The organism is Thermococcus thermotolerans (assembly GCF_024707485.1).
GTDB lineage: Archaea > Methanobacteriota_B > Thermococci > Thermococcales > Thermococcaceae > Thermococcus > Thermococcus thermotolerans.
Window position 1 is genome coordinate 1,340,807 of the sequence record NZ_CP102602.1, and the last position, 16,674, is coordinate 1,357,480.

Genomic DNA, 16,674 nt, shown 5'->3' on the forward strand with positions numbered 1-16,674 from the left:
GGAAACTCGCATGGGCTGACCGCCCTCCAAAGACCTTTTCTTATTCTGCGCTCATCTCAGCTCCTCCCTAGTAAGGGGTCTTACTCCGAGTTCCTGACAGAGCCGGAGCGCCTTCTCGGTGAACCCTGCCTTTGAGAAGAAGAACATCTTGGCGCTGCCGAATTCGTCCCTCACCTTTTCGACAAATTCTTTGACATCCTTATACGAGGCCGGACGGCTCCTCCACTTGACTTCGAGCACATGCGGCACGTCTCCGAAGGCAACCCCATCAAACTCCATGTCGCCCCTGCGGTAGGGCTTAAATTCAAGACCCAGAGTCCTTCCAAGCCTTTCCCTCACCCAAGCCTCACCCGTAAGGCCAAGCTCCGTTTTTGCCTTCAGAAACTTCTCTTCAAGCTCTTTAATGAGCTCCTCACGCAGTCTCTCCCGGCGGAGTTCCAGTCCGGTGATACCGAGATAGGTTTTGGCAAGCCAGAAACGCATTAGCTTGTCTGCAAAATAATACCTGCCATTTTCCTTGACTATTAAGTCCGTCCTGAGCAAAAACTTCAGGTAGTTTGAGACCTCCCCGCTCGGCTTTCCAAGCTGTTTGGCGATCTCAGAGAGCCTCAGCCCTTCCTCTCTGGCAAGGGTAAGAAGTATCTCCCTGTGGACTGCCCCTCTGTAAGCTCTCGAAAGGGATTCATTGAACACGTAATCGAGATGCATGTAAATCTCCCCAGTCTCAGTAAGGAGCTCCGTGAGGAAAGCGTACTCGACCTCTCTCGGTCCAGCTCTCTCAACTCCCTCTTCAACAATCCTCCTGCAGACTGCATGGACGTAGAACGGATGCCCCCCAGTCAGCCGGTAAACTGCCTCAAGGGCTGAGTGGGAGTAAGCCACGCCGGAGTTCTTGAGTATGCTTTTGGCAAGCTCGAAGGTATCCTCCTTGGGTAATCCCTGCAGATAGATCCTCCTAAACTGGCCAAAGAACGGTTTCTCGGGGGACAGTATCTCCTCCATCATGCTCACTGCCGAGCCGGAGATGAAATAAGCAACCCGTTTCTCCTTCTCCGTGATGGCCCTCATCACCTCAAGGAACCTGGAAAGGTTCTTAACCTCCTGGAACTCATCGAGGATGAAGATGGCTCTCTCACCAAGCTTCTCCAGAATCCTCTCTTGGACTTCAAAAAGAGTTTCCAGAGTACCATTTTTAATGGCTTTGGCCTCCTCACCAACGCCGAGCTTAGCTGCGAGTATGAGCAGGTCATCCCAGTTCAAAAGGTGAATTCTTTCAACGTTGAGTTTTTTGACCTGGGATAGCTCATAGAGCAGTTCACGGGTGTATGCAAAGATGAAGGAGTCTATGCTTCCAATCCTTTGAAGGTTGAGATAAGGTACCACCCCGTCGGCTTCTTCCTTGAATTTGAGAAGGAGCTCTGTCTTGCCCATCCTCCTTGGACCTATTACTGCGATGTTTACTTTGTGCCCTTCTTTGAGGGCTTTGTAGGCAGAGTGCAGAATTCTCAACTCTCTTTTCCTATCCACGAACATGGTTCATCACATTATAGTTTTATGCATAAAATTGTAATGCATTATACTTTTATACCTTTCGCGGGAGGCAAATCTTCAGAAGCCCAACCCTTTTAAACGGCTCTTCTCTTCGCTCATCGGGAGGAAAAATGGACGAAAAACTGGAGAAGTTCATCTCTCACCTAAAAATCCTAGTCGAGATGGAGCGTAGGGCCGAGATAGAGGCGATGAGGACAGAGATGAAAAGGCTCTCCGGCAGGGAGAGGGAGAAGGTAGGCAGGGCCGTTCTTGGGCTCAACGGAAAGGTCGTTGGGGAGGAGCTGGGCTACTTCCTGGTAAAATACGGGCGCGATAGAGAGATAAAGACGGAGATAAGCGTCGGCGATTTGGTAGTTGTCAGCAGGAGAGACCCGCTGAAGAGCGATCTGGTCGGAACGGTCGTCGAGAAGGGGAAGCGGTTCATAACGGTCGCCCTTGAAACCGTTCCCGAGTGGGCCCTGAAGGGCGTTAGGATAGACCTCTACGCCAACGATATAACCTTCAAGCGCTGGCTTGAGAACCTGGATGGCCTGAGGGAGAGCGGGAGGAAGGCGCTGGAGCTCTACCTGGGCCTTAGGGAGCCGGAAGGGAGTGAGCCCCTTGAGTTCACGCCCTTTGATAGAAGTTTGAACGCGAGCCAGAGGAGGGCAATAGCGAGAGCCCTCGGAAGCCCGGACTTCTTCCTCATCCACGGGCCGTTCGGGACGGGCAAGACGAGAACCTTGGCCGAGCTGATAAAGCAGGAAGTGGCGAGGGGCAACAGGGTCTTAGCGACAGCGGAAAGCAACGTTGCCGTTGACAACCTCGTGGAGAGGCTGGTTGACTCGGGGATTAAAGTTGTCCGCGTCGGTCATCCGAGCAGGGTCTCAAGGAGCCTCCACGAGACGACATTGGCTTACCTTATAACCCAGCACGAGCTCTACGGCGAGCTGAGGGAGCTTAGAGTCATAGGCCAGAACCTCAAGGAGAAGCGCGACACCTTCACCAAGCCTTCGCCGAAGTACAGGCGCGGGCTGAGCGACAGGGAGATACTCAGGCTGGCCTCGAAGGGCATCGGAACAAGGGGCGTTCCGGCGAGGCTGATCCGGGAGATGGCGGAATGGCTGAAGATTAACCAGCAGGTTCAAAAAACGTTCGACGATGCCAGAAAACTTGAGGAGAGAATCGCGAGGGAAATCATCCGCGATGCCGATGTTGTTCTCACAACGAACGCCTCTGCCGGCCTCGATGTCGTCGACTACAGCTCCTACGATGTTGCGATAATAGACGAAGCGACGCAGGCGACGATTCCAAGCGTTTTGATACCAATAAACAGGGCGAGGCGTTTCGTCTTGGCCGGCGACCACAAGCAGCTGCCCCCGACGATACTCAGCGAGAAGGCCAAGGAGTTGAGTAAGACGCTCTTCGAGGGTCTGATTGAGCGCTATCCCTGGAAGAGCGAGATGCTCACCGTCCAGTACAGGATGAACGAAAGGCTCATGGAGTTCCCGAGCAGGGAGTTCTACGGCGGAAGGGTTGTGGCAGATGAGAGAGTGAAAAACATAACGCTGGCCGATTTGGGCGTTAAGGGTCCCGCGCTCGGCGATTCCTGGGGCGAAGTTCTGAGGCCGGATAACGTCTTGGTCTTCGTGGACACCTCTGGAAGGGAAGACCGCTTCGAGAGGCAGCGCTATGGGAGCGAGAGCAGGGAGAACCCGCTTGAGGCGAGGCTGGTTAAGGAAACAGTTGAGAGACTTCTGGAGCTCGGTCTCAATCCGGAGTGGATTGGAGTGATTACCCCCTACGACGACCAGCGCGACCTGATACGCTCGCTCCTGCCGGAGGAGGTCGAGGTGAAGACTGTAGACGGCTACCAGGGCAGGGAGAAGGAAGTTATAGTTCTCTCCTTCGTCCGCTCCAACCGGAAAGGCGAGCTTGGTTTCTTAAAGGATTTGAGGCGCTTGAACGTCTCGCTGACGAGGGCGAAGAGAAAACTGATTTTGATAGGTGATTCCTCGACTTTAAGTGTTCACCCAACGTACAAGCGGTTGGTGGAGTTCGTTGGAGAGCGGGGGACTGTGGTCGATATTGCCACGTTGGGGGAATCTAAGGAGAAAGGTTAAAATCCTCCAAAAACAAAAAGTCCTAACAGGTGTTGAGATGGGCAAAATCATAACTCTTTCCGTTCCTGACTGGGTCGATGAGAAGAGGTTCAAGGAGGCCTTTATGAGGGCACTGATGGAGAGTACCCCCGAGAGACTAAGCGTAGAGGAACTCAGAAAGTTACTCGGAATTGAAGAGACCGAAGACGAAATTGAAGTTCCCAAAGAGGTTGAGAACGTAAGGAAAAAGGACAAGGAGCGGATTAAATGGCTGTCATAGACACAAACGTTGCCATAGAACGTCTCAGGAAGGGAGAGGAAATAGAGGAGAGCATAACTGGAGTTACCTTCGTGGAGTTTCCAAGAATTGTGAGATATTCCCGTTTCAAAGGGGATGTCCTGTTTCCAACTCTTGACGACTATCTTCTCGCTCATGAGATCCAAGAGAAACTCCTTAAAAATGGCAATCCGAGGGGATTTGCAGATTTACTCATAGCAGCAATCTGCATCAACCGGGGAGAGGAGTTAATAACATATGACTCTGATTTCGTGGAGATAGCCAAGATCTCCTCTCTAAGGCTGATTCTCCTTGAACGTTAAGCCTTTAAACTCCATCCACAACCCAAAATCATGTTCCTCTACACCAAGAACTTCGACGAGCAGAAGGCTAAAGCTATGGAGAGCCTTCGGAAGGCGCTGGCCGAGAATAAAGTGGACGAGGACATAGTTTCGCTGCTTGAAAAAATAAACGCGCTGGAGAACTACTTTACCACCTCCTCCTGCTCCGGCAGGATTTCGGTCATGGAGATGCCCCACTTCGGGGACAAGGTCAATTCCGTCTGGCTCGGCAAGTGGCACAGAACCGTCAAAGTCGAGGAGGTGCTTGAGGCCATCGGGAGGCACGAGAAGGGCCAGCTCTGGTTTCTGGTCAGAAGTCCTATCCTACATGTCGGCGCGAGGACGATGGAGGACGCGGTTAAACTTCTTAACCTGGCGATAGGCCTCGGCTTCAAATACTCCAACATAAAGAGCGTCAGCCATAAGAAGCTCCTCGTTGAGATACGCTCCACCGAGAGGATGGACGTTCCGCTCGGAGCGGACGGGGAACTCTGGGTGAGCGAGGAATACATCAAAAGAATCGTGGGCATAGCGAACGACCAGCTGAGGAGGTTTAAAGGGAAGCTGAGGAGACTGGAAGGAGAGATTGGAAAGCTCGAATTGAAGTAGGAGAACACAGCAATTAGAAACAAAATGTCCATCATTAGTACCCTACTTTCGCAAATAATGTTATGATAATCATACTACGGCCGAATCAGATATAATTTATAAAGTCAAAGCTTTCACCCCAGCTGAAATATCTACGGAAGTTCCCACTATAAAATCTAAAAACCCTCAAATGCATTATGAAGAAAATGCGATTCCACATTATCAGCGAGTGAAAACGTGTCCTTAATACAAAATAATTAAGGAAAGCCCATCAAAATCATATTGTCCAGTGTATATAATTTCAATGGACTCACTTGTGACTCCTTTAATGCTATACCCCTCCCTTTAGAGTTGTCCACACGCCCAGAATTCCAGTTATGAGTAACCACACTACGGCAATATCTTCTAAAGAACTATTTTCGTATCCCTTGCTTTCACGAAGAAGAATCATTGTTCCAATGAGAAGATATAAGAAAACCGAGTTTATAAACCACAGCTTCCAGTTCTTTTCTGCATTGTCTCTTCCTGAAAGGACCATCAACAATGCCGTGATAAGTAAAACCATACCCACAACTGTTATCAAGAGTTTTATCTCGATCATACTACACCCCTCCAGCAGTTTATCATTTGTGAATAAATTTTTAAAGTTATGAATATATTCCACACTTAGTAACTAAAATCACAGTATAGCAAACTTTCCAATATCCACACATCCCTTCCAAAGCTACCGTTGTTAAAAGCGCCGTCCCAATGCAACCAACAAATGCAGTAATTGACGATGCAGCACACGCCGCGATCATGACCATTAACGAACCTGCAACTGTTGCATATATCTTCCAAAGAGGTTCTTGAGGATTTCCACAGTATATCTTTAGATAGCCAATTCCCACAGGAGTTCCTATTACAAAATATTCCCCATCTGCCACTGTCGCCATGCCTGCTGCTTTTTCCTGGTTGTACTCAGGTAGTTTAAGCCTCACTAAGTGAGAGAGGTGCCTCAGCTCATAAGCACTCCTGCCCCAAATCCAGCTCGTCTCGTCACCCCTGCGAAGCTTCATAAGAATCTTGTTCAGAGTCCAGTAGTAATCTGAAAGCGTGAGATTACCAAGTACCAGTACAGTATCCCAACAGGAACTGCCCTGTTCTTATCATCAGGAGCGATGTTCATTCCAGTAACAAAAGCTGTGTACTTTCCAGTCTTTGGGTCAGTTAAGATTTTAGTGATTAGCGTAAAATTATACTGACTCCTCTCGGCTCTATAAACAAGGTTGTATATGGTGTAGTTAAAGGTGGCATTGTAAGCAGTAACCTTGACGAACAACAGCTGTTCATGCTTCCCTGTCATGTTGTGAAGTCAGAGAGAACAGAAGTTCACCCTTAGCAATATTATTAGTCATCAAGTTTTATCCCATGGGCCTTCACCCTCAACCACCCGATTAGCGTCCCAAAGGGGAGGAAAACCGCTGTAAACAGATACAGGAGCCTGAACACCGTTAGAAGGGACTCACGTATAAAGAGGACACTGTAATTTCCCGTGACTGCCATCAAAGCCATCATCGCTCCAAATCCATAAAAGATGCCATAAAATAACCTCCAAGCCCCGCCTTCGGCATATTTCTTTTCCAGCAAGCCCGTTTCCACAAGTTTTCGGGTTATCTTGTAGTCTTTTTCAGACGCAACCGCGAAAAGTGCTCCAATTAGCCCGCTTATGGCCAGATTATCAATTACGAAGAGGTAAAGCCCCAAAGTTATGGCCACAAAATCCACAACGGCCCGGATTTTGAGTATCCTGTCGGATATTACGTACTTGTGGGCCATCATAGAATAGTACCAGCCGGCTATAACAGAAACGTAGAGCGCCATCGAGACGCTCTTTTCTAGGCTCACCCCTGAGAAGTAGGCAATGATAAACACGAGAAGGAACGCTGAAAGCTCGTTTATGAAGTTTCTCCAGGAATAGACGACTTTTTCTGGTGTCTCCTTATCCCTGCCGTGTAGTGTAACTATGAACAGCGCAAAGGCACCAATTATGAACAGAATGGTAAGCCCTTTAATGAGAAAAACGAAAGAACCATCTTGTTTTGCAGACATCAGGTAGATAAGCCCAAATAGTAGCACCCCGAACCCAAACAAAATCAGAAAAAAGAGTATGAGCCAGATACCCGAAGATCCTAAAAAATGATAGTCTCTCCAGTGTTTATCTAGTCTTTCCCAGAAAATGTGCACAGATGTGTAGAGAATTGACAAGACGACTGCGAATAATAAGCTTTCTGCCCACGAAAGCGATAGAGCATAGTAGAAAAGAACTGCTAGGAAAACTGTCCCAATAAAAAAGTTTAGAAGGAGAAAATTTTTCCGTCCCTTCATCCACATACCACCTCACAAGCCCCAGTACAAGCTGGAGCACACGCATATTCTTCACAGAAAAATGAAAATGGCCCAAGTTTTGTACATGCAGCTGAGCAAAGTCCTGCACAGAATCCACCACATCCTACAGAACAGAGATCAGTAGTTCCTGTACAAGCAACACTACAGCCAAAACCACAAGCACCTCCCCACAAGATCGAGCAGGTTATGCCACAGAGAGGATTTTCTGCAACAATTCCACATAATAAGAAACAGAAAGGGGTTGTAGATAACGAACATATGAGCCCACAACTTGATGTACATGCATCATCTGTTATTATTGTCAGCCCTATTGCTTTTTCCTGATTGTACTCAGGTAGTTTAAGCCTCACTAAGTGGGAGAGGTGCCTCAACTCGTAAGCACTCCTGCCCCAAATCCAGTTTGTCTCATCGCCCCTGCGGAGCTTCATGAGAACCTTGTTAAGAGTCCAGTAGTACTCAGAAAGCGTAAGGTTATCCTTAGTGACAATCGTGTCCCCAACGGGAACGACTCTGTTTTCGTCATTGGGAGCAATGTTCATTGTGGTGAGGTATATCCAGTAACCACCATGGATTTTATCTGTAAGAATCTTCGTGACTAACGTGAAGTTGTACTGACTCCTCTCAGCCTTGTAAACGAGGGCATACATGGTGTAATTAAAAGTCTCGTTGTAGATCGTTATCCCAAAGAAAAGCAACTGCTCGTGCTTTTCCGTCATGTTGTAAAGCGTAACCACTGAAACGTTAAAGTTTGCAGTTAAGTTCGAAGCGCAGGAACTGGCGTTCTGGCAAGCGCAGGGAGAATGCGTTAAATTAGTGAGGTTTAATGTTGCATTCACCCAAGTAACGTTCATCTCAAGCTTACCCTTCTCATCATACCAAGCAACGACTGCCCTCCTAAAGGTTACGCTGGCGTTGTTGGTGCTCATCGCCATGGCCTGGGGAGCCGCTATCAACTGCAGGCTCAACACCATGAAGACCAGCACAAGACTAAACCCAACCTTTCCCCACTTCATAACCATCACCTGACCAGGTGTCGGAGAGAGCAGACAATCGCCATATATAAATTTTTCTTTTTACAAGTTGGATTGAATAACGTTTTTTTTTCGTTGCAATTTACAATTTTCAACCGTATCAAAAAGACGAGAATAAACCGAAAGAAGGGTGAGTAAAGGAGTGGACAAAAGAATACAAGTAATCAATGATAACAACTTTTGGGCTTTCACAGATAATTTTTGTGATTCAACCCACAAAAAATTAGCACGGCGTCTATCACTATCATTTTCTATCCTCCGCAATAAGCTTGGAGGGGCTTTTGAACTTTGGCAGGCTCTTGCTGAGCTCCTCAAGCTTTCTAAGAAACTCCTGGGTTATCACCTTCTCCTTGACGGCCAGCACTACCCACTCATTATCGCGGAGAGGGGGCTTTTTGAGGGGCTTAAATACGCCGTTCTCATAGATGGCCTCAATTTCTCCATCTCTTTCATCAATAAATGTCTTGGTGTTCGACATATAGAAGCTCACCCCTCAAGCCCCGCGAACCTGAGGAGGAAGGCCACGCCCAGGAGGCCCCAGAGGGCCGCCACAGTAGCCGAAAGGCCGTCCCCGCTCCCCGAGATTAACCGTGAGGCGCTCACCGTCGGGAGGAAAACGAGAACTCTGACAAGCGTCTCGGGCAGAACGCTCGGGGGATAGTAGACCGGCGGGAACACCGTGAGGCCGGTCACGAGTATGTTCGAGAGCCGCATCGTTCTAACCGGCTCCTTCATCCTCACGCCGAGGAGGAAGCCTATCCCCGCACCCCACAGCCAGAGAGATATTATCCCGAGAACCATTCCGGGGAGTGCCCGGACTCCAAGGCGCGAGAGGAGAAGAACCGTGAGGAGAAGGACGTAGGGCAGAGCCGGGACACTCATCCCTATGGAAATTCCAAGAGCCTTCTTCCAGCCGCTTCCCGGGAGGGACATGAGGATGTCGTAGAACCTTGAACGCGTCTTCATTCCGACCAGCTCTATCGCCAAATCCGCTACCCCGACCCCGACTATGAAGCTGACGACCGCTCCAGCCAAAGCAGTGTTCAAAAACCTACCCCCGCTCACGACGTAGACTATGAAGATGAAGGAGAGCGGCTGGATTGCGAAGCTGATGAGGGAGAACCTCCCCCCGGTCAGTGCCCTTGCGTAGTACTCAATCAGCGCCATCATCGAGACCACCCGCGAGGAAAACGTCCTCTATCGTCAGGCTCTCCCTCTTGAAGGGCACGCCGGCCTTTTCAAGGGCCTCAACGGCTTCTCTCTCCTCAGCTTTCGAGCGGGTGTAGATGTAGGTATTCCTGCCGGCCTTTTTGACGAGAAAGCCCTCAAGGGTGACATCCTCGAAGGCAACGACCTTTGAATGGAGCCCCCTTAGGTACTCTCCAGCTATATTCTCAGGTCTCCCAAATGCTCTCACTCTACCGTCCTTCAGGAGGAGAACGCGGTCGCAGACGCTCGATATCTCGTTGAGGTAGTGGCTGGTGAGGACTATCGTTGATTCTTCCGCCTTTTCCCGGAGAACCCCCCACAGCTTCAGCCTGTTCTCGACGTCCAGGCCAACGGTGGGCTCGTCGAGGAAGTAGAGCTTGGCATCGGCTGAGAGAACCATGGCCAGCAGGGCCCTCCTGACCATTCCCCCGGAGAGCGTGGACATGGGCTCGTCCGCGTAGTCTATTCCGAAGAGCTTCATGGCATCGTCCGCAACTCTTCTGGCTTCCTCCCTCCCGAGCCCCCTCATCCGGAGGTAGTGGTAGACGTAGTCCCTAGGGGTGAGCGTGTAGAAGTGGGCCTTAACGTCCTGGGGGAGGAGCGCGAAGAGGCCCTTTGCCTCGCAGGGCTTCTTACCAAAAATCCCCACTTCACCGGAGTCGGGCTTCAGGAGACAGCTCAGAATCCTTATAAGCGTCGTCTTTCCCGCTCCATTCGGCCCGATTATTCCGACTATCTCGCCCTCCTGCACGGTGAAGGAAACGTCGCTGAGGGCTTTCTTTGAGCCGTACCATTTGGAGAGGCCCATTACTTCAATGGAGGACATACAAGAAAAGTTCCCGTTGGACTAAAAATGCTTTTCGGAGGTGTTGAAAGGAAAGAAGAAGTTAAAGGCCTTCAGTCAAGGTCGCTGCCGAAGTCCTCGCTTCCGCCCTTGCCCTCCTTGTCCTTCTCAAGCTTGCTGGCGGCGATGACGTCGTCGATCCTGAGGATCATTATGGCAGCCTCGCTGGCGCTCTTGATGGCCTGCTTGGTGACCCTGACCGGGGCGATGACGCCGCGCTCCATCATGTCGGCCGGCTCGCCCTCGAAGACGTCGACACCGATGGTCGGTCCCTTCTCCTTGTGCGCTGCTATGACCTTCACGAGGGTCTCGATCGGGTCGAGACCGGCGTTCTCTGCCAGGGTCCTCGGTATGACCTTGAGGGCCTCGGCGAAGGCCTCGATGGCGAGCTGCTCCTTGCCGCCGACCTCCTTGGCGAACTCGTCGAGCCTGATGGCGAGCTCGATCTCCGGAGCACCGCCGGCTGCCAGTATCTTGCCGTCCTCGACGATGTCCTTGACGACCTTGACGGCGTCCTCAAGGGCCCTCTCGACCTCGTCGACGACGTGCTCGGTTCCACCGCGGATGAGTATGGTCACGGCCTTCGGGTTCTTGCAGCCCTCAACGAAGATCATGTTCTCGCCGGCGACCTTCCTCTGCTCGACGAGCTCGGCCTCACCGAGGTCCTCGCTGGTGAGGTCGCGGACGTTGGTGACAATCTTGGCGCCGGTGGCCTTGGCGAGCTTCTCCATGTCGCTCTTCTTGACGCGCCTGACTGCGAGGATGCCGTACTTGGCCAGGTAGTGCTGGGCGAGGTCGTCAATACCCTTCTGGACGAAGACGACGTTGGCTCCGACCTCCTTGATCTTCTCGACCATCTCGCGGAGCATCTTCTCCTCCTGCTCAAGGAAGGCCTGGAGCTGCTCCGGGCTGGTGATCCTTATCTCGGCATCTGTTTCAGTCTCCTTGACCTCAAGGGCCTCGTTGATGAGCGCTATCTTGGCGTTCTCGACCCTCTTCGGCATTCCTGGGTGGACGACCTCCTTGTCGATGACGACGCCCTTGATGAGCCTGGTGTCCTTGACGCTTCCGCCCTCCTTTTTCTCGAACTTGATGTTGTCGAGGTCGACCTTGTAGACGCCGTCAACCTTCTCGGCGACCTGCTTGACGGCCTCGACGGCGATGTTGGCGAGGTACTCGCGCTCCTCCTCAGCGGCCTTTCCGGTGATAGCTGTAACGGCGGCCTTCTTGAGCATCTCAACGTCCTCAACGTCGACGTCCTTGGCTATCTCATCGAGTATCTCCTGGGCCTTCTCGGCAGCGAGGGCGTAACCCTTGATGACTATGCTCGGGTGGATGTTCTGGTCGAGGAGCTCTTCAGCCTTCCTGAGAAGCTCGCCAGCAATGACAACTGCCGTGGTGGTACCGTCACCGGCCTCCTTGTCCTGGGTCTTGGCAACCTCAACCATCATTTTGGCAGCAGGATGCTGGATATCCATCTCGTCGAGTATCGTCGCACCGTCGTTGGTGATGACGATGTCTCCGAGGCTGTCGACGAGCATCTTGTCCATTCCCTTCGGACCGAGGGTGGTTCTGACGGTCTCGGCTATGATCCTCGCGGCGAGAATGTTGAGCCTCTGCGCGTCCCTACCAACGTACCTCTGAGTTCCCTCAGGCAGAATAACAACCGGCTGTCCGGCAAGCTGGGCCATCTCCTCTCACCTCCGTCCTTTTTTGTTTTTGTCGACGGAGGACTTTTAGTTACAATTAGTGTTTCCGGTTTATGGTTCCTTTAGGTTATTTATAAATTTTGCGGTCAGGGGTAGTCAGGAATCCGCGGGGGCAAATGGACATAGAAAAGGGAAAGAAGAGTCAGGCCTCCTGCAGAATTGCAATAACGTCTCCGAGGTCTATTATGCCGTTACCGTCCATGTCGATGGCCTTCTCAGTGTCATCGTCCACAGTGGCACCGAGGAACAGCCTGAGAACCAGGTAGGCGTCCTTGGCATCGACCCTGTGGTCTCCGTTCAGGTCGCCCTCAACGGTGCTGGTGCCCGCAAAGGCGACGTTTATGGTGCCGACGCCGTAGACCATCAGCTCGGCGATGAGCCTTCCGGTCTGGGTGTGGTGGTGGAAGCCGACGAACTTGCTGGCGCCGGGCCCGTAGGCAAAGAGGGGCACCGGCTCACCGGTGTGTTTGTGGGACGCGAACCTGACTCCGAGCCTCTCAGCAAGCACCTCTCCGATGCCGTTGGAGAGGCCGTACTTCGGGTCCTCCTCCGCACGCTTCTGGATGTAGGCCACCTCATCGTCGCTCAGCTCGATGCCCGTGTACTTTTTGACAACCTCCTTTATGTCGGCACCGTTCTTGATCTCTGCCGCCATGGTGCCTGCGCTGGCCTTTATGTTGAGGATTCCCTGGACATCAACGACCTTTCCGTAGTTGGTTCCCATGGCGAGGCCGCCCGTCTCGTGGTCTGCGGTGACGATGACCAAGGTGTCGCCCCTCTGCCTGGCGTACTCAAGGACGTAGCCCACAACGTCGTCAAGCTCCTTGGTCTCGGCGAGGGCCGCCGCTATGTCGTTGCCGTGGCTGGCGTGGTCTATCCTTCCGGCCTCTATCATGAGGAAGAAGCCGTTGGGGTTCTTCTCAAGGAGCTCGATTGCCTTCTTGGTCATGTCGAGGAGCCCGACATCATTCTCAGTCCTGTCGAGGACGTACGGTATGTGGCTTGAGGAGAAGAGGCCGAGGACGTGGTCACCGCTGGCCGATTCGAGGCCCGCCCTGTCAAAGACGACCTGGTAGCCGTAATCCTTTGCGAGGTTCAGCGTCTCATCGTCAAAGTACTTCTTGCCCCCTCCGAAGAGGACGTTGATCCTGTTCTCAATGAGCTGCCTGGCTATCTCGGCCTCCATGTCCCTGTCCTCAACGTGAGCTCCAAAGGCCGCCGGGGTAGCGTGGGTTATCCTCGTCGTGGTGACGAGTCCGGTGGACTTGCCCAGGGCCTTGGCAAGCTCAAGAACGGTGGTGAGCGTGTAGGTCTTCCCGCCCTCCGTGACCGTTGATATCATGCCGTTGTACGTCATGATGCCGGTGGCGAGGGCGGTTGCGGAGGCCGCTGAATCGGTAACCTCTCCTGACCTGGAGTACGTCATCTCAACGCCGCTGTACGGCATCTTCTCAATGTTCAGCGGGCCGTAGACAAGCCTCGTGAGCTGAAGGTGCGCAAAGCCCATGCCGTCCCCTATTATCAGGATGACGTTCTTGACGCCGTGGTTGGCCTGAATGGTGCCTTCTGCAACCGGGGTTGTCGCTGTCCCCATCTGGGAAAACACCAAAATTCCCACAAGCAGTGCCAGACCCAGAACCTTCTTCACGTCCATGGCCACCACCTTCCGCACGACCCCCATACGGGGGGTGGGAGTGTGGAGATTATATCCAAAATGATATTAAAGCTTTTCGATTTTCAAACCGCAGCGATAGTAAAAACAGAAGATTCAAACTGCAGTTACTCCCCTGGTTCGGTTAGCGAAGAAAAGGCCAGAACCACCATACCTTTTTAACCCGTTCGGGAAAGCAGAATCAGGTGATGAAGAATGGCCGATGTTAAAGCCCAGTGGGAGAAAGCGCTGAGCGAGAGGGACTGCGAGAGGCTGCTTGAGCTCTTTGATGATTACATTGAGGCCATCGAAGATGAGGAGGTTCTCAGGCGCGAGCTGGAGAGGTTGGAGGGGGTTGTTATCGACTGCGACGACCCCTACGAGCTCGCCCATGAGATAGCCCACGTCTACGCTCACCTCAATGATACCGATGCGGGGATAGGGCTTTACAGGAGGATAGCCGAGAGGAGGAAGGACGACCCGGAGGAGTACGCGACGGCTCTCTACTACCTGGCCGATGCCTACGAGCACTTCGGCATGCCGGAGAAGGCGATAGAGACCTACGAGGAGCTCCTCAAGCTGGAGGAGGAAGTCCTCAAGAACGAGAGGGAGATAGCGCTTACGCTGGCCAACATTGCGGTGAACTACGACGAGATTGGCGAGACCGAGAAGGCTATAGAGCTCATGGAGCGCGCTAGGGAAATCTTCGAGAGGCTCAACGACGAGAAGAACCACATGATAAGCCTGCTCGACCTGGCACACTTCAGATACGAGCTCGGCGACTACGATGCTGCAGAGGCGCTGATAGGAGAGGTTCTCAGGAAACCCCGGGAGGACGAGATAGAGGTCAACGCCAGGCTGGTGGAGGCGGAGATATTCGCGGGCAGGGAGGAGTACGGAAAGGCCTTCAGGGCGATAAGAGACGCGCTCCTTAAGGCCGTCGATACAAGCGATGAGATTTTCGGCCTCGTCTTTGACACGTTGGTTGACTTCATAGAGGGGCTCTTCAACGAGGGTTCCTACGGCGTTGTAGCGGAGAACATGGAGCCCTTTGCCGAGCTCTTCGAGGACGACACTGCGTACTTCTTCAGAGCCATAGGAGAACTGGCGCGCTGGAAGGCTGGAGAAGAGGGTGCGAAGGAGCGCTTCGATGAGCTGTATTCCAGGGTGGAGAACGAGGATCTGAAAGCAATCCTCGACGAGTGGAAGAGGCCGAAGCCGAGTTTGAGCTTGGGGCTCTGAGTTTCTTTTTCATTTAAACAAAAGAGAGCTCCAGCTCCTTAATAAACTTATCCAAGGCCCTGCTTCTGAGTCCTTTTTCCGCGAGTATCTTTCTGAGGATCACCGCCTTCTCGTGAAGAAGCCCCACAAGCCATTCAAATCTCTCCGGCTCAATGATCGTTCTTTGATGATTAAGCTCACCAAGCATTACCTTAAAATCAACACCATGCTCAAGCAGGCGAAGCAGATCATCAACGTCCTTGGCTCTGCCGAGAGAGGTAACTCCTTTGAACAGGAAAATGTCCTCAAGGGACACCAGCCTAACCTTAAGGGTTTCGAAATCCTCAACCTCGCCGGGAAGTACCGAGCGGTTTTTCATACCCTCCGACAGTGTGAGCCCTCCTAGGACTCTCTTCACAAAGACATCCATGTTGAAATCACGCATCTCCGGGTCAAGCTTTCTATAAACCGAAACGGCCCCCAGTTTAACTTTGTATCCGTGCTCAACCGTCTTCACGTAGATAACCCTGACACCCGGGCCCACTTTAAGTTCAGGTGAGGGATTCGTAAGAACTTCATCAAGGGATCCCAGAACTCGAACGTTCTCGACCACCACATCTACGTCTGCAGTGGCGTCTTTTATGCCCCTCAATGCAAGATTGCCACCACCTATAAGGTAAAGCCTTATTTCCTCGGGGATAACTTCCCGGGAGGCCAATAGAGTTGCTTTCTCGTCCAGCAGGGCAAACTCTTCAACCAATCTTTCCCTCGTTATCATTTTTGGGGCCTCCAAAGTACTGACGGCAGAGCTCCTCAACTTCATCCCTGGAAGGGAACGGATAACCTTTCTCTTTTCCGCCAAGATACTCAATAATATCGTCAACGACTCCGAGGACATCAAACTTAATGGCCAGACGTCTGAGCCGCTCAACGTTAAACTCCCTAGCCTTTAGAATGGCCACGATGTAGAGGAGCTCCCTCGCGCCAGCTCCAACTGCCAGTGTATGAACAATGACCTCTTCGAGCGTTATCTCCCTGGAAGGCCAGTAATAGTGGTAAACTCCCCCTGAGATTACGCTGAGACCATAGCTTGAAAAGCGGGAGGGGCCGGTAAGCTGGAAGGAATCTACCACCAAGCCCCTGAAGCTTCTCGTAGCAAGGATGAACTCATTAACGCCGCTCCAGAGGATTACCGAATCATGGCTGAAGCTCCTTGCCTTTATCGAGTTCTGCAGGCGAAAGTATTCGTCGGCGAACTCTTTGACGAGAGAAAACCGTTCCGCAATAAAGTACCCCTTCTCGTTTTTCCCGACGATGAGCCTTTCCATCAGCTCCGTTAGGACGTGATGCACCGTGTAGCGGTTAACGTTGGACCTCAGGGAGATTTCCCACACCGGCCTGGGCTCCTCAACGGCCATTCCGCCTATGACCTTAAGCTTTCTACCTGCCAAGAGAGAGATGAAGTCAACATGAGGAAACCTCGTTAGAAGCTCGTGGAAGAGTTCGAGGGGCTTGGAGCTGGAAGGAATGAGTAGAATCTCCTTTCCATCCTTCTGCCGCTCAATAAGACCCTTTCGTTCTAGGGAACGGGCGATTATCGAAAGGCGAGAGCGGGAAACCCCAAGCTGCCCAGAGAGTTCTCTGAGGGTGACCGGCCCATGCAGGACTGAGAGAACCCTGAGCTCTGCCCGGGTTAGCATGCTAATCATCGTGTCAAAATTGTTAAAGGTTTTATAAAAACTTTTTGATTTTTGGCACATCACTTCGGAATGAGGGTACTTTC

Annotated in this window: 19 protein-coding genes; 6 read left to right on the forward strand and 13 right to left on the reverse strand. The window is 51.9% G+C overall.

Going from position 1 to position 16,674, the window contains the following annotated elements; translation table 11 throughout:
* Positions 1-51 precede the first annotated feature (51 nt).
* Entirely contained in the window at positions 52-1,533 is a 1,482-nt protein-coding gene (locus NUS69_RS07725; protein WP_258083242.1) for an AAA family ATPase, read from the reverse strand.
* Between the two features lie 128 nt (positions 1,534-1,661).
* Here NUS69_RS07725 and NUS69_RS07730 point away from each other — a divergent pair, with 128 nt between their 5' ends.
* The 4 genes from NUS69_RS07730 to taw3 are packed head-to-tail and all read left to right on the forward strand — an operon-like array spanning position 1,662 to position 4,859.
* Positions 1,662-3,653, forward strand: coding sequence for an IGHMBP2 family helicase (locus NUS69_RS07730; protein ID WP_258083243.1), 1,992 nt, complete (start codon positions 1,662-1,664; stop codon positions 3,651-3,653).
* A gap of 37 nt (positions 3,654-3,690) precedes the next feature.
* A complete protein-coding gene (locus NUS69_RS07735; RefSeq protein ID WP_258083244.1) occupies positions 3,691-3,912 on the forward strand; it encodes a hypothetical protein in 222 nt (73 codons plus the stop codon).
* Entirely contained in the window at positions 3,900-4,232 is a 333-nt protein-coding gene (locus NUS69_RS07740) for a type II toxin-antitoxin system VapC family toxin (RefSeq protein WP_258083245.1), read from the forward strand. The genes NUS69_RS07735 and NUS69_RS07740 overlap by 13 nt, the downstream gene beginning before the upstream one ends.
* A 30-nt stretch (positions 4,233-4,262) precedes the next feature.
* Positions 4,263-4,859, forward strand: coding sequence for a tRNA(Phe) 7-((3-amino-3-carboxypropyl)-4-demethylwyosine(37)-N(4))-methyltransferase Taw3 (gene taw3 / locus NUS69_RS07745; RefSeq protein ID WP_258083246.1), 597 nt, complete (start codon positions 4,263-4,265; stop codon positions 4,857-4,859).
* Between the two features lie 310 nt (positions 4,860-5,169).
* Here taw3 and NUS69_RS07750 read toward each other — a convergent pair whose 3' ends face one another.
* The 10 genes from NUS69_RS07750 to NUS69_RS07795 form a co-directional block, all read right to left on the reverse strand.
* The gene (locus tag NUS69_RS07750) at positions 5,170-5,439 is read right to left on the reverse strand and encodes a hypothetical protein (RefSeq protein WP_258083247.1); all 270 of its coding nucleotides are present in this window, start codon (positions 5,437-5,439) and stop codon (positions 5,170-5,172) included.
* Between the two features lie 46 nt (positions 5,440-5,485).
* Positions 5,486-5,818, reverse strand: a complete 333-nt coding sequence (locus NUS69_RS07755; RefSeq protein WP_258083248.1) for a hypothetical protein — start codon at positions 5,816-5,818, stop codon at positions 5,486-5,488.
* 89 nt (positions 5,819-5,907) lie between these two features.
* On the reverse strand, positions 5,908-6,183 hold the full coding sequence (locus NUS69_RS07760) for a hypothetical protein (protein ID WP_258083249.1): 276 nt from the start codon (positions 6,181-6,183) through the stop codon (positions 5,908-5,910).
* A 44-nt stretch (positions 6,184-6,227) separates the two neighbouring features.
* Complete coding sequence (locus tag NUS69_RS07765; protein WP_258083250.1) at positions 6,228-7,205, reverse strand: potassium transporter Kef; 978 nt, start codon at positions 7,203-7,205, stop codon at positions 6,228-6,230.
* Entirely contained in the window at positions 7,202-8,245 is a 1,044-nt protein-coding gene (locus NUS69_RS07770) for a hypothetical protein (protein ID WP_258083251.1), read from the reverse strand. Before NUS69_RS07770 ends, NUS69_RS07765 begins: the two co-directional genes overlap by 4 nt.
* A 256-nt stretch (positions 8,246-8,501) precedes the next feature.
* Positions 8,502-8,735, reverse strand: coding sequence for an antitoxin family protein (locus NUS69_RS07775; RefSeq protein ID WP_258083252.1), 234 nt, complete (start codon positions 8,733-8,735; stop codon positions 8,502-8,504).
* Between the two features lie 8 nt (positions 8,736-8,743).
* Positions 8,744-9,427, reverse strand: a complete 684-nt coding sequence (locus NUS69_RS07780) for a multidrug transporter (protein ID WP_258083253.1) — start codon at positions 9,425-9,427, stop codon at positions 8,744-8,746.
* A complete protein-coding gene (locus NUS69_RS07785) occupies positions 9,411-10,292 on the reverse strand; it encodes an ABC transporter ATP-binding protein (RefSeq protein ID WP_258083254.1) in 882 nt (293 codons plus the stop codon). Before NUS69_RS07785 ends, NUS69_RS07780 begins: the two co-directional genes overlap by 17 nt.
* Positions 10,293-10,363: 71 nt before the next feature.
* Complete coding sequence (gene thsB, locus NUS69_RS07790; RefSeq protein ID WP_258083255.1) at positions 10,364-12,001, reverse strand: thermosome subunit beta; 1,638 nt, start codon at positions 11,999-12,001, stop codon at positions 10,364-10,366.
* 160 nt (positions 12,002-12,161) lie between these two features.
* On the reverse strand, positions 12,162-13,673 hold the full coding sequence (locus tag NUS69_RS07795; protein WP_258083256.1) for an alkaline phosphatase: 1,512 nt from the start codon (positions 13,671-13,673) through the stop codon (positions 12,162-12,164).
* Positions 13,674-13,715: 42 nt separating this feature from the next.
* On the opposite strand from NUS69_RS07795, the gene NUS69_RS07800 reads away from it, so the two are divergent.
* Together NUS69_RS07800 and NUS69_RS07805 are read left to right on the forward strand one after the other, a co-directional pair.
* Positions 13,716-13,853 carry a hypothetical protein gene (locus tag NUS69_RS07800; RefSeq protein WP_258083257.1) on the forward strand — a complete coding sequence of 46 codons (138 nt, stop codon included), beginning with the start codon at positions 13,716-13,718 and terminating at the stop codon, positions 13,851-13,853.
* 33 nt (positions 13,854-13,886) lie between these two features.
* Positions 13,887-14,912: a tetratricopeptide repeat protein gene (locus NUS69_RS07805; RefSeq protein ID WP_258083258.1), complete on the forward strand. Its 1,026-nt coding sequence runs from the start codon at positions 13,887-13,889 to the stop codon at positions 14,910-14,912.
* Positions 14,913-14,925: 13 nt separating this feature from the next.
* Here the strand turns inward: NUS69_RS07805 and NUS69_RS07810 are convergent, their stop codons facing one another.
* Positions 14,926-15,669, reverse strand: coding sequence for a hypothetical protein (locus NUS69_RS07810; RefSeq protein ID WP_258083259.1), 744 nt, complete (start codon positions 15,667-15,669; stop codon positions 14,926-14,928).
* Positions 15,644-16,600 carry a MarR family winged helix-turn-helix transcriptional regulator gene (locus NUS69_RS07815; RefSeq protein WP_258083260.1) on the reverse strand — a complete coding sequence of 319 codons (957 nt, stop codon included), beginning with the start codon at positions 16,598-16,600 and terminating at the stop codon, positions 15,644-15,646. Before NUS69_RS07815 ends, NUS69_RS07810 begins: the two co-directional genes overlap by 26 nt.
* Positions 16,601-16,674 lie beyond the last annotated feature (74 nt).

Excerpts from the sequence above, each read along its gene's own strand:
- NUS69_RS07780 (WP_258083253.1), bottom strand. The coding sequence starts at position 9,427 with ATGATGGCGCTGATTGAGTACTACGCAAGGGCACTGACCGGGGGGAGG.
- NUS69_RS07785 (WP_258083254.1), bottom strand. The coding sequence starts at position 10,292 with ATGTCCTCCATTGAAGTAATGGGCCTCTCCAAATGGTACGGCTCAAAG.
- NUS69_RS07725 (WP_258083242.1), bottom strand. The coding sequence starts at position 1,533 with ATGTTCGTGGATAGGAAAAGAGAGTTGAGAATTCTGCACTCTGCCTAC.
- NUS69_RS07760 (WP_258083249.1), bottom strand. The coding sequence starts at position 6,183 with ATGACAGGGAAGCATGAACAGCTGTTGTTCGTCAAGGTTACTGCTTAC.
- NUS69_RS07805 (WP_258083258.1), top strand. The coding sequence starts at position 13,887 with ATGGCCGATGTTAAAGCCCAGTGGGAGAAAGCGCTGAGCGAGAGGGAC.
- NUS69_RS07810 (WP_258083259.1), bottom strand. The coding sequence starts at position 15,669 with ATGATAACGAGGGAAAGATTGGTTGAAGAGTTTGCCCTGCTGGACGAG.
- NUS69_RS07740 (WP_258083245.1), top strand. The coding sequence starts at position 3,900 with ATGGCTGTCATAGACACAAACGTTGCCATAGAACGTCTCAGGAAGGGA.
- NUS69_RS07735 (WP_258083244.1), top strand. The coding sequence starts at position 3,691 with ATGGGCAAAATCATAACTCTTTCCGTTCCTGACTGGGTCGATGAGAAG.
- NUS69_RS07795 (WP_258083256.1), bottom strand. The coding sequence starts at position 13,673 with ATGGACGTGAAGAAGGTTCTGGGTCTGGCACTGCTTGTGGGAATTTTG.
- NUS69_RS07815 (WP_258083260.1), bottom strand. The coding sequence starts at position 16,600 with ATGATTAGCATGCTAACCCGGGCAGAGCTCAGGGTTCTCTCAGTCCTG.
- NUS69_RS07750 (WP_258083247.1), bottom strand. The coding sequence starts at position 5,439 with ATGATCGAGATAAAACTCTTGATAACAGTTGTGGGTATGGTTTTACTT.
- taw3 (WP_258083246.1), top strand. The coding sequence starts at position 4,263 with ATGTTCCTCTACACCAAGAACTTCGACGAGCAGAAGGCTAAAGCTATG.
- NUS69_RS07765 (WP_258083250.1), bottom strand. The coding sequence starts at position 7,205 with ATGAAGGGACGGAAAAATTTTCTCCTTCTAAACTTTTTTATTGGGACA.
- NUS69_RS07730 (WP_258083243.1), top strand. The coding sequence starts at position 1,662 with ATGGACGAAAAACTGGAGAAGTTCATCTCTCACCTAAAAATCCTAGTC.
- NUS69_RS07770 (WP_258083251.1), bottom strand. The coding sequence starts at position 8,245 with ATGGTTATGAAGTGGGGAAAGGTTGGGTTTAGTCTTGTGCTGGTCTTC.
- NUS69_RS07775 (WP_258083252.1), bottom strand. The coding sequence starts at position 8,735 with ATGTCGAACACCAAGACATTTATTGATGAAAGAGATGGAGAAATTGAG.
- thsB (WP_258083255.1), bottom strand. The coding sequence starts at position 12,001 with ATGGCCCAGCTTGCCGGACAGCCGGTTGTTATTCTGCCTGAGGGAACT.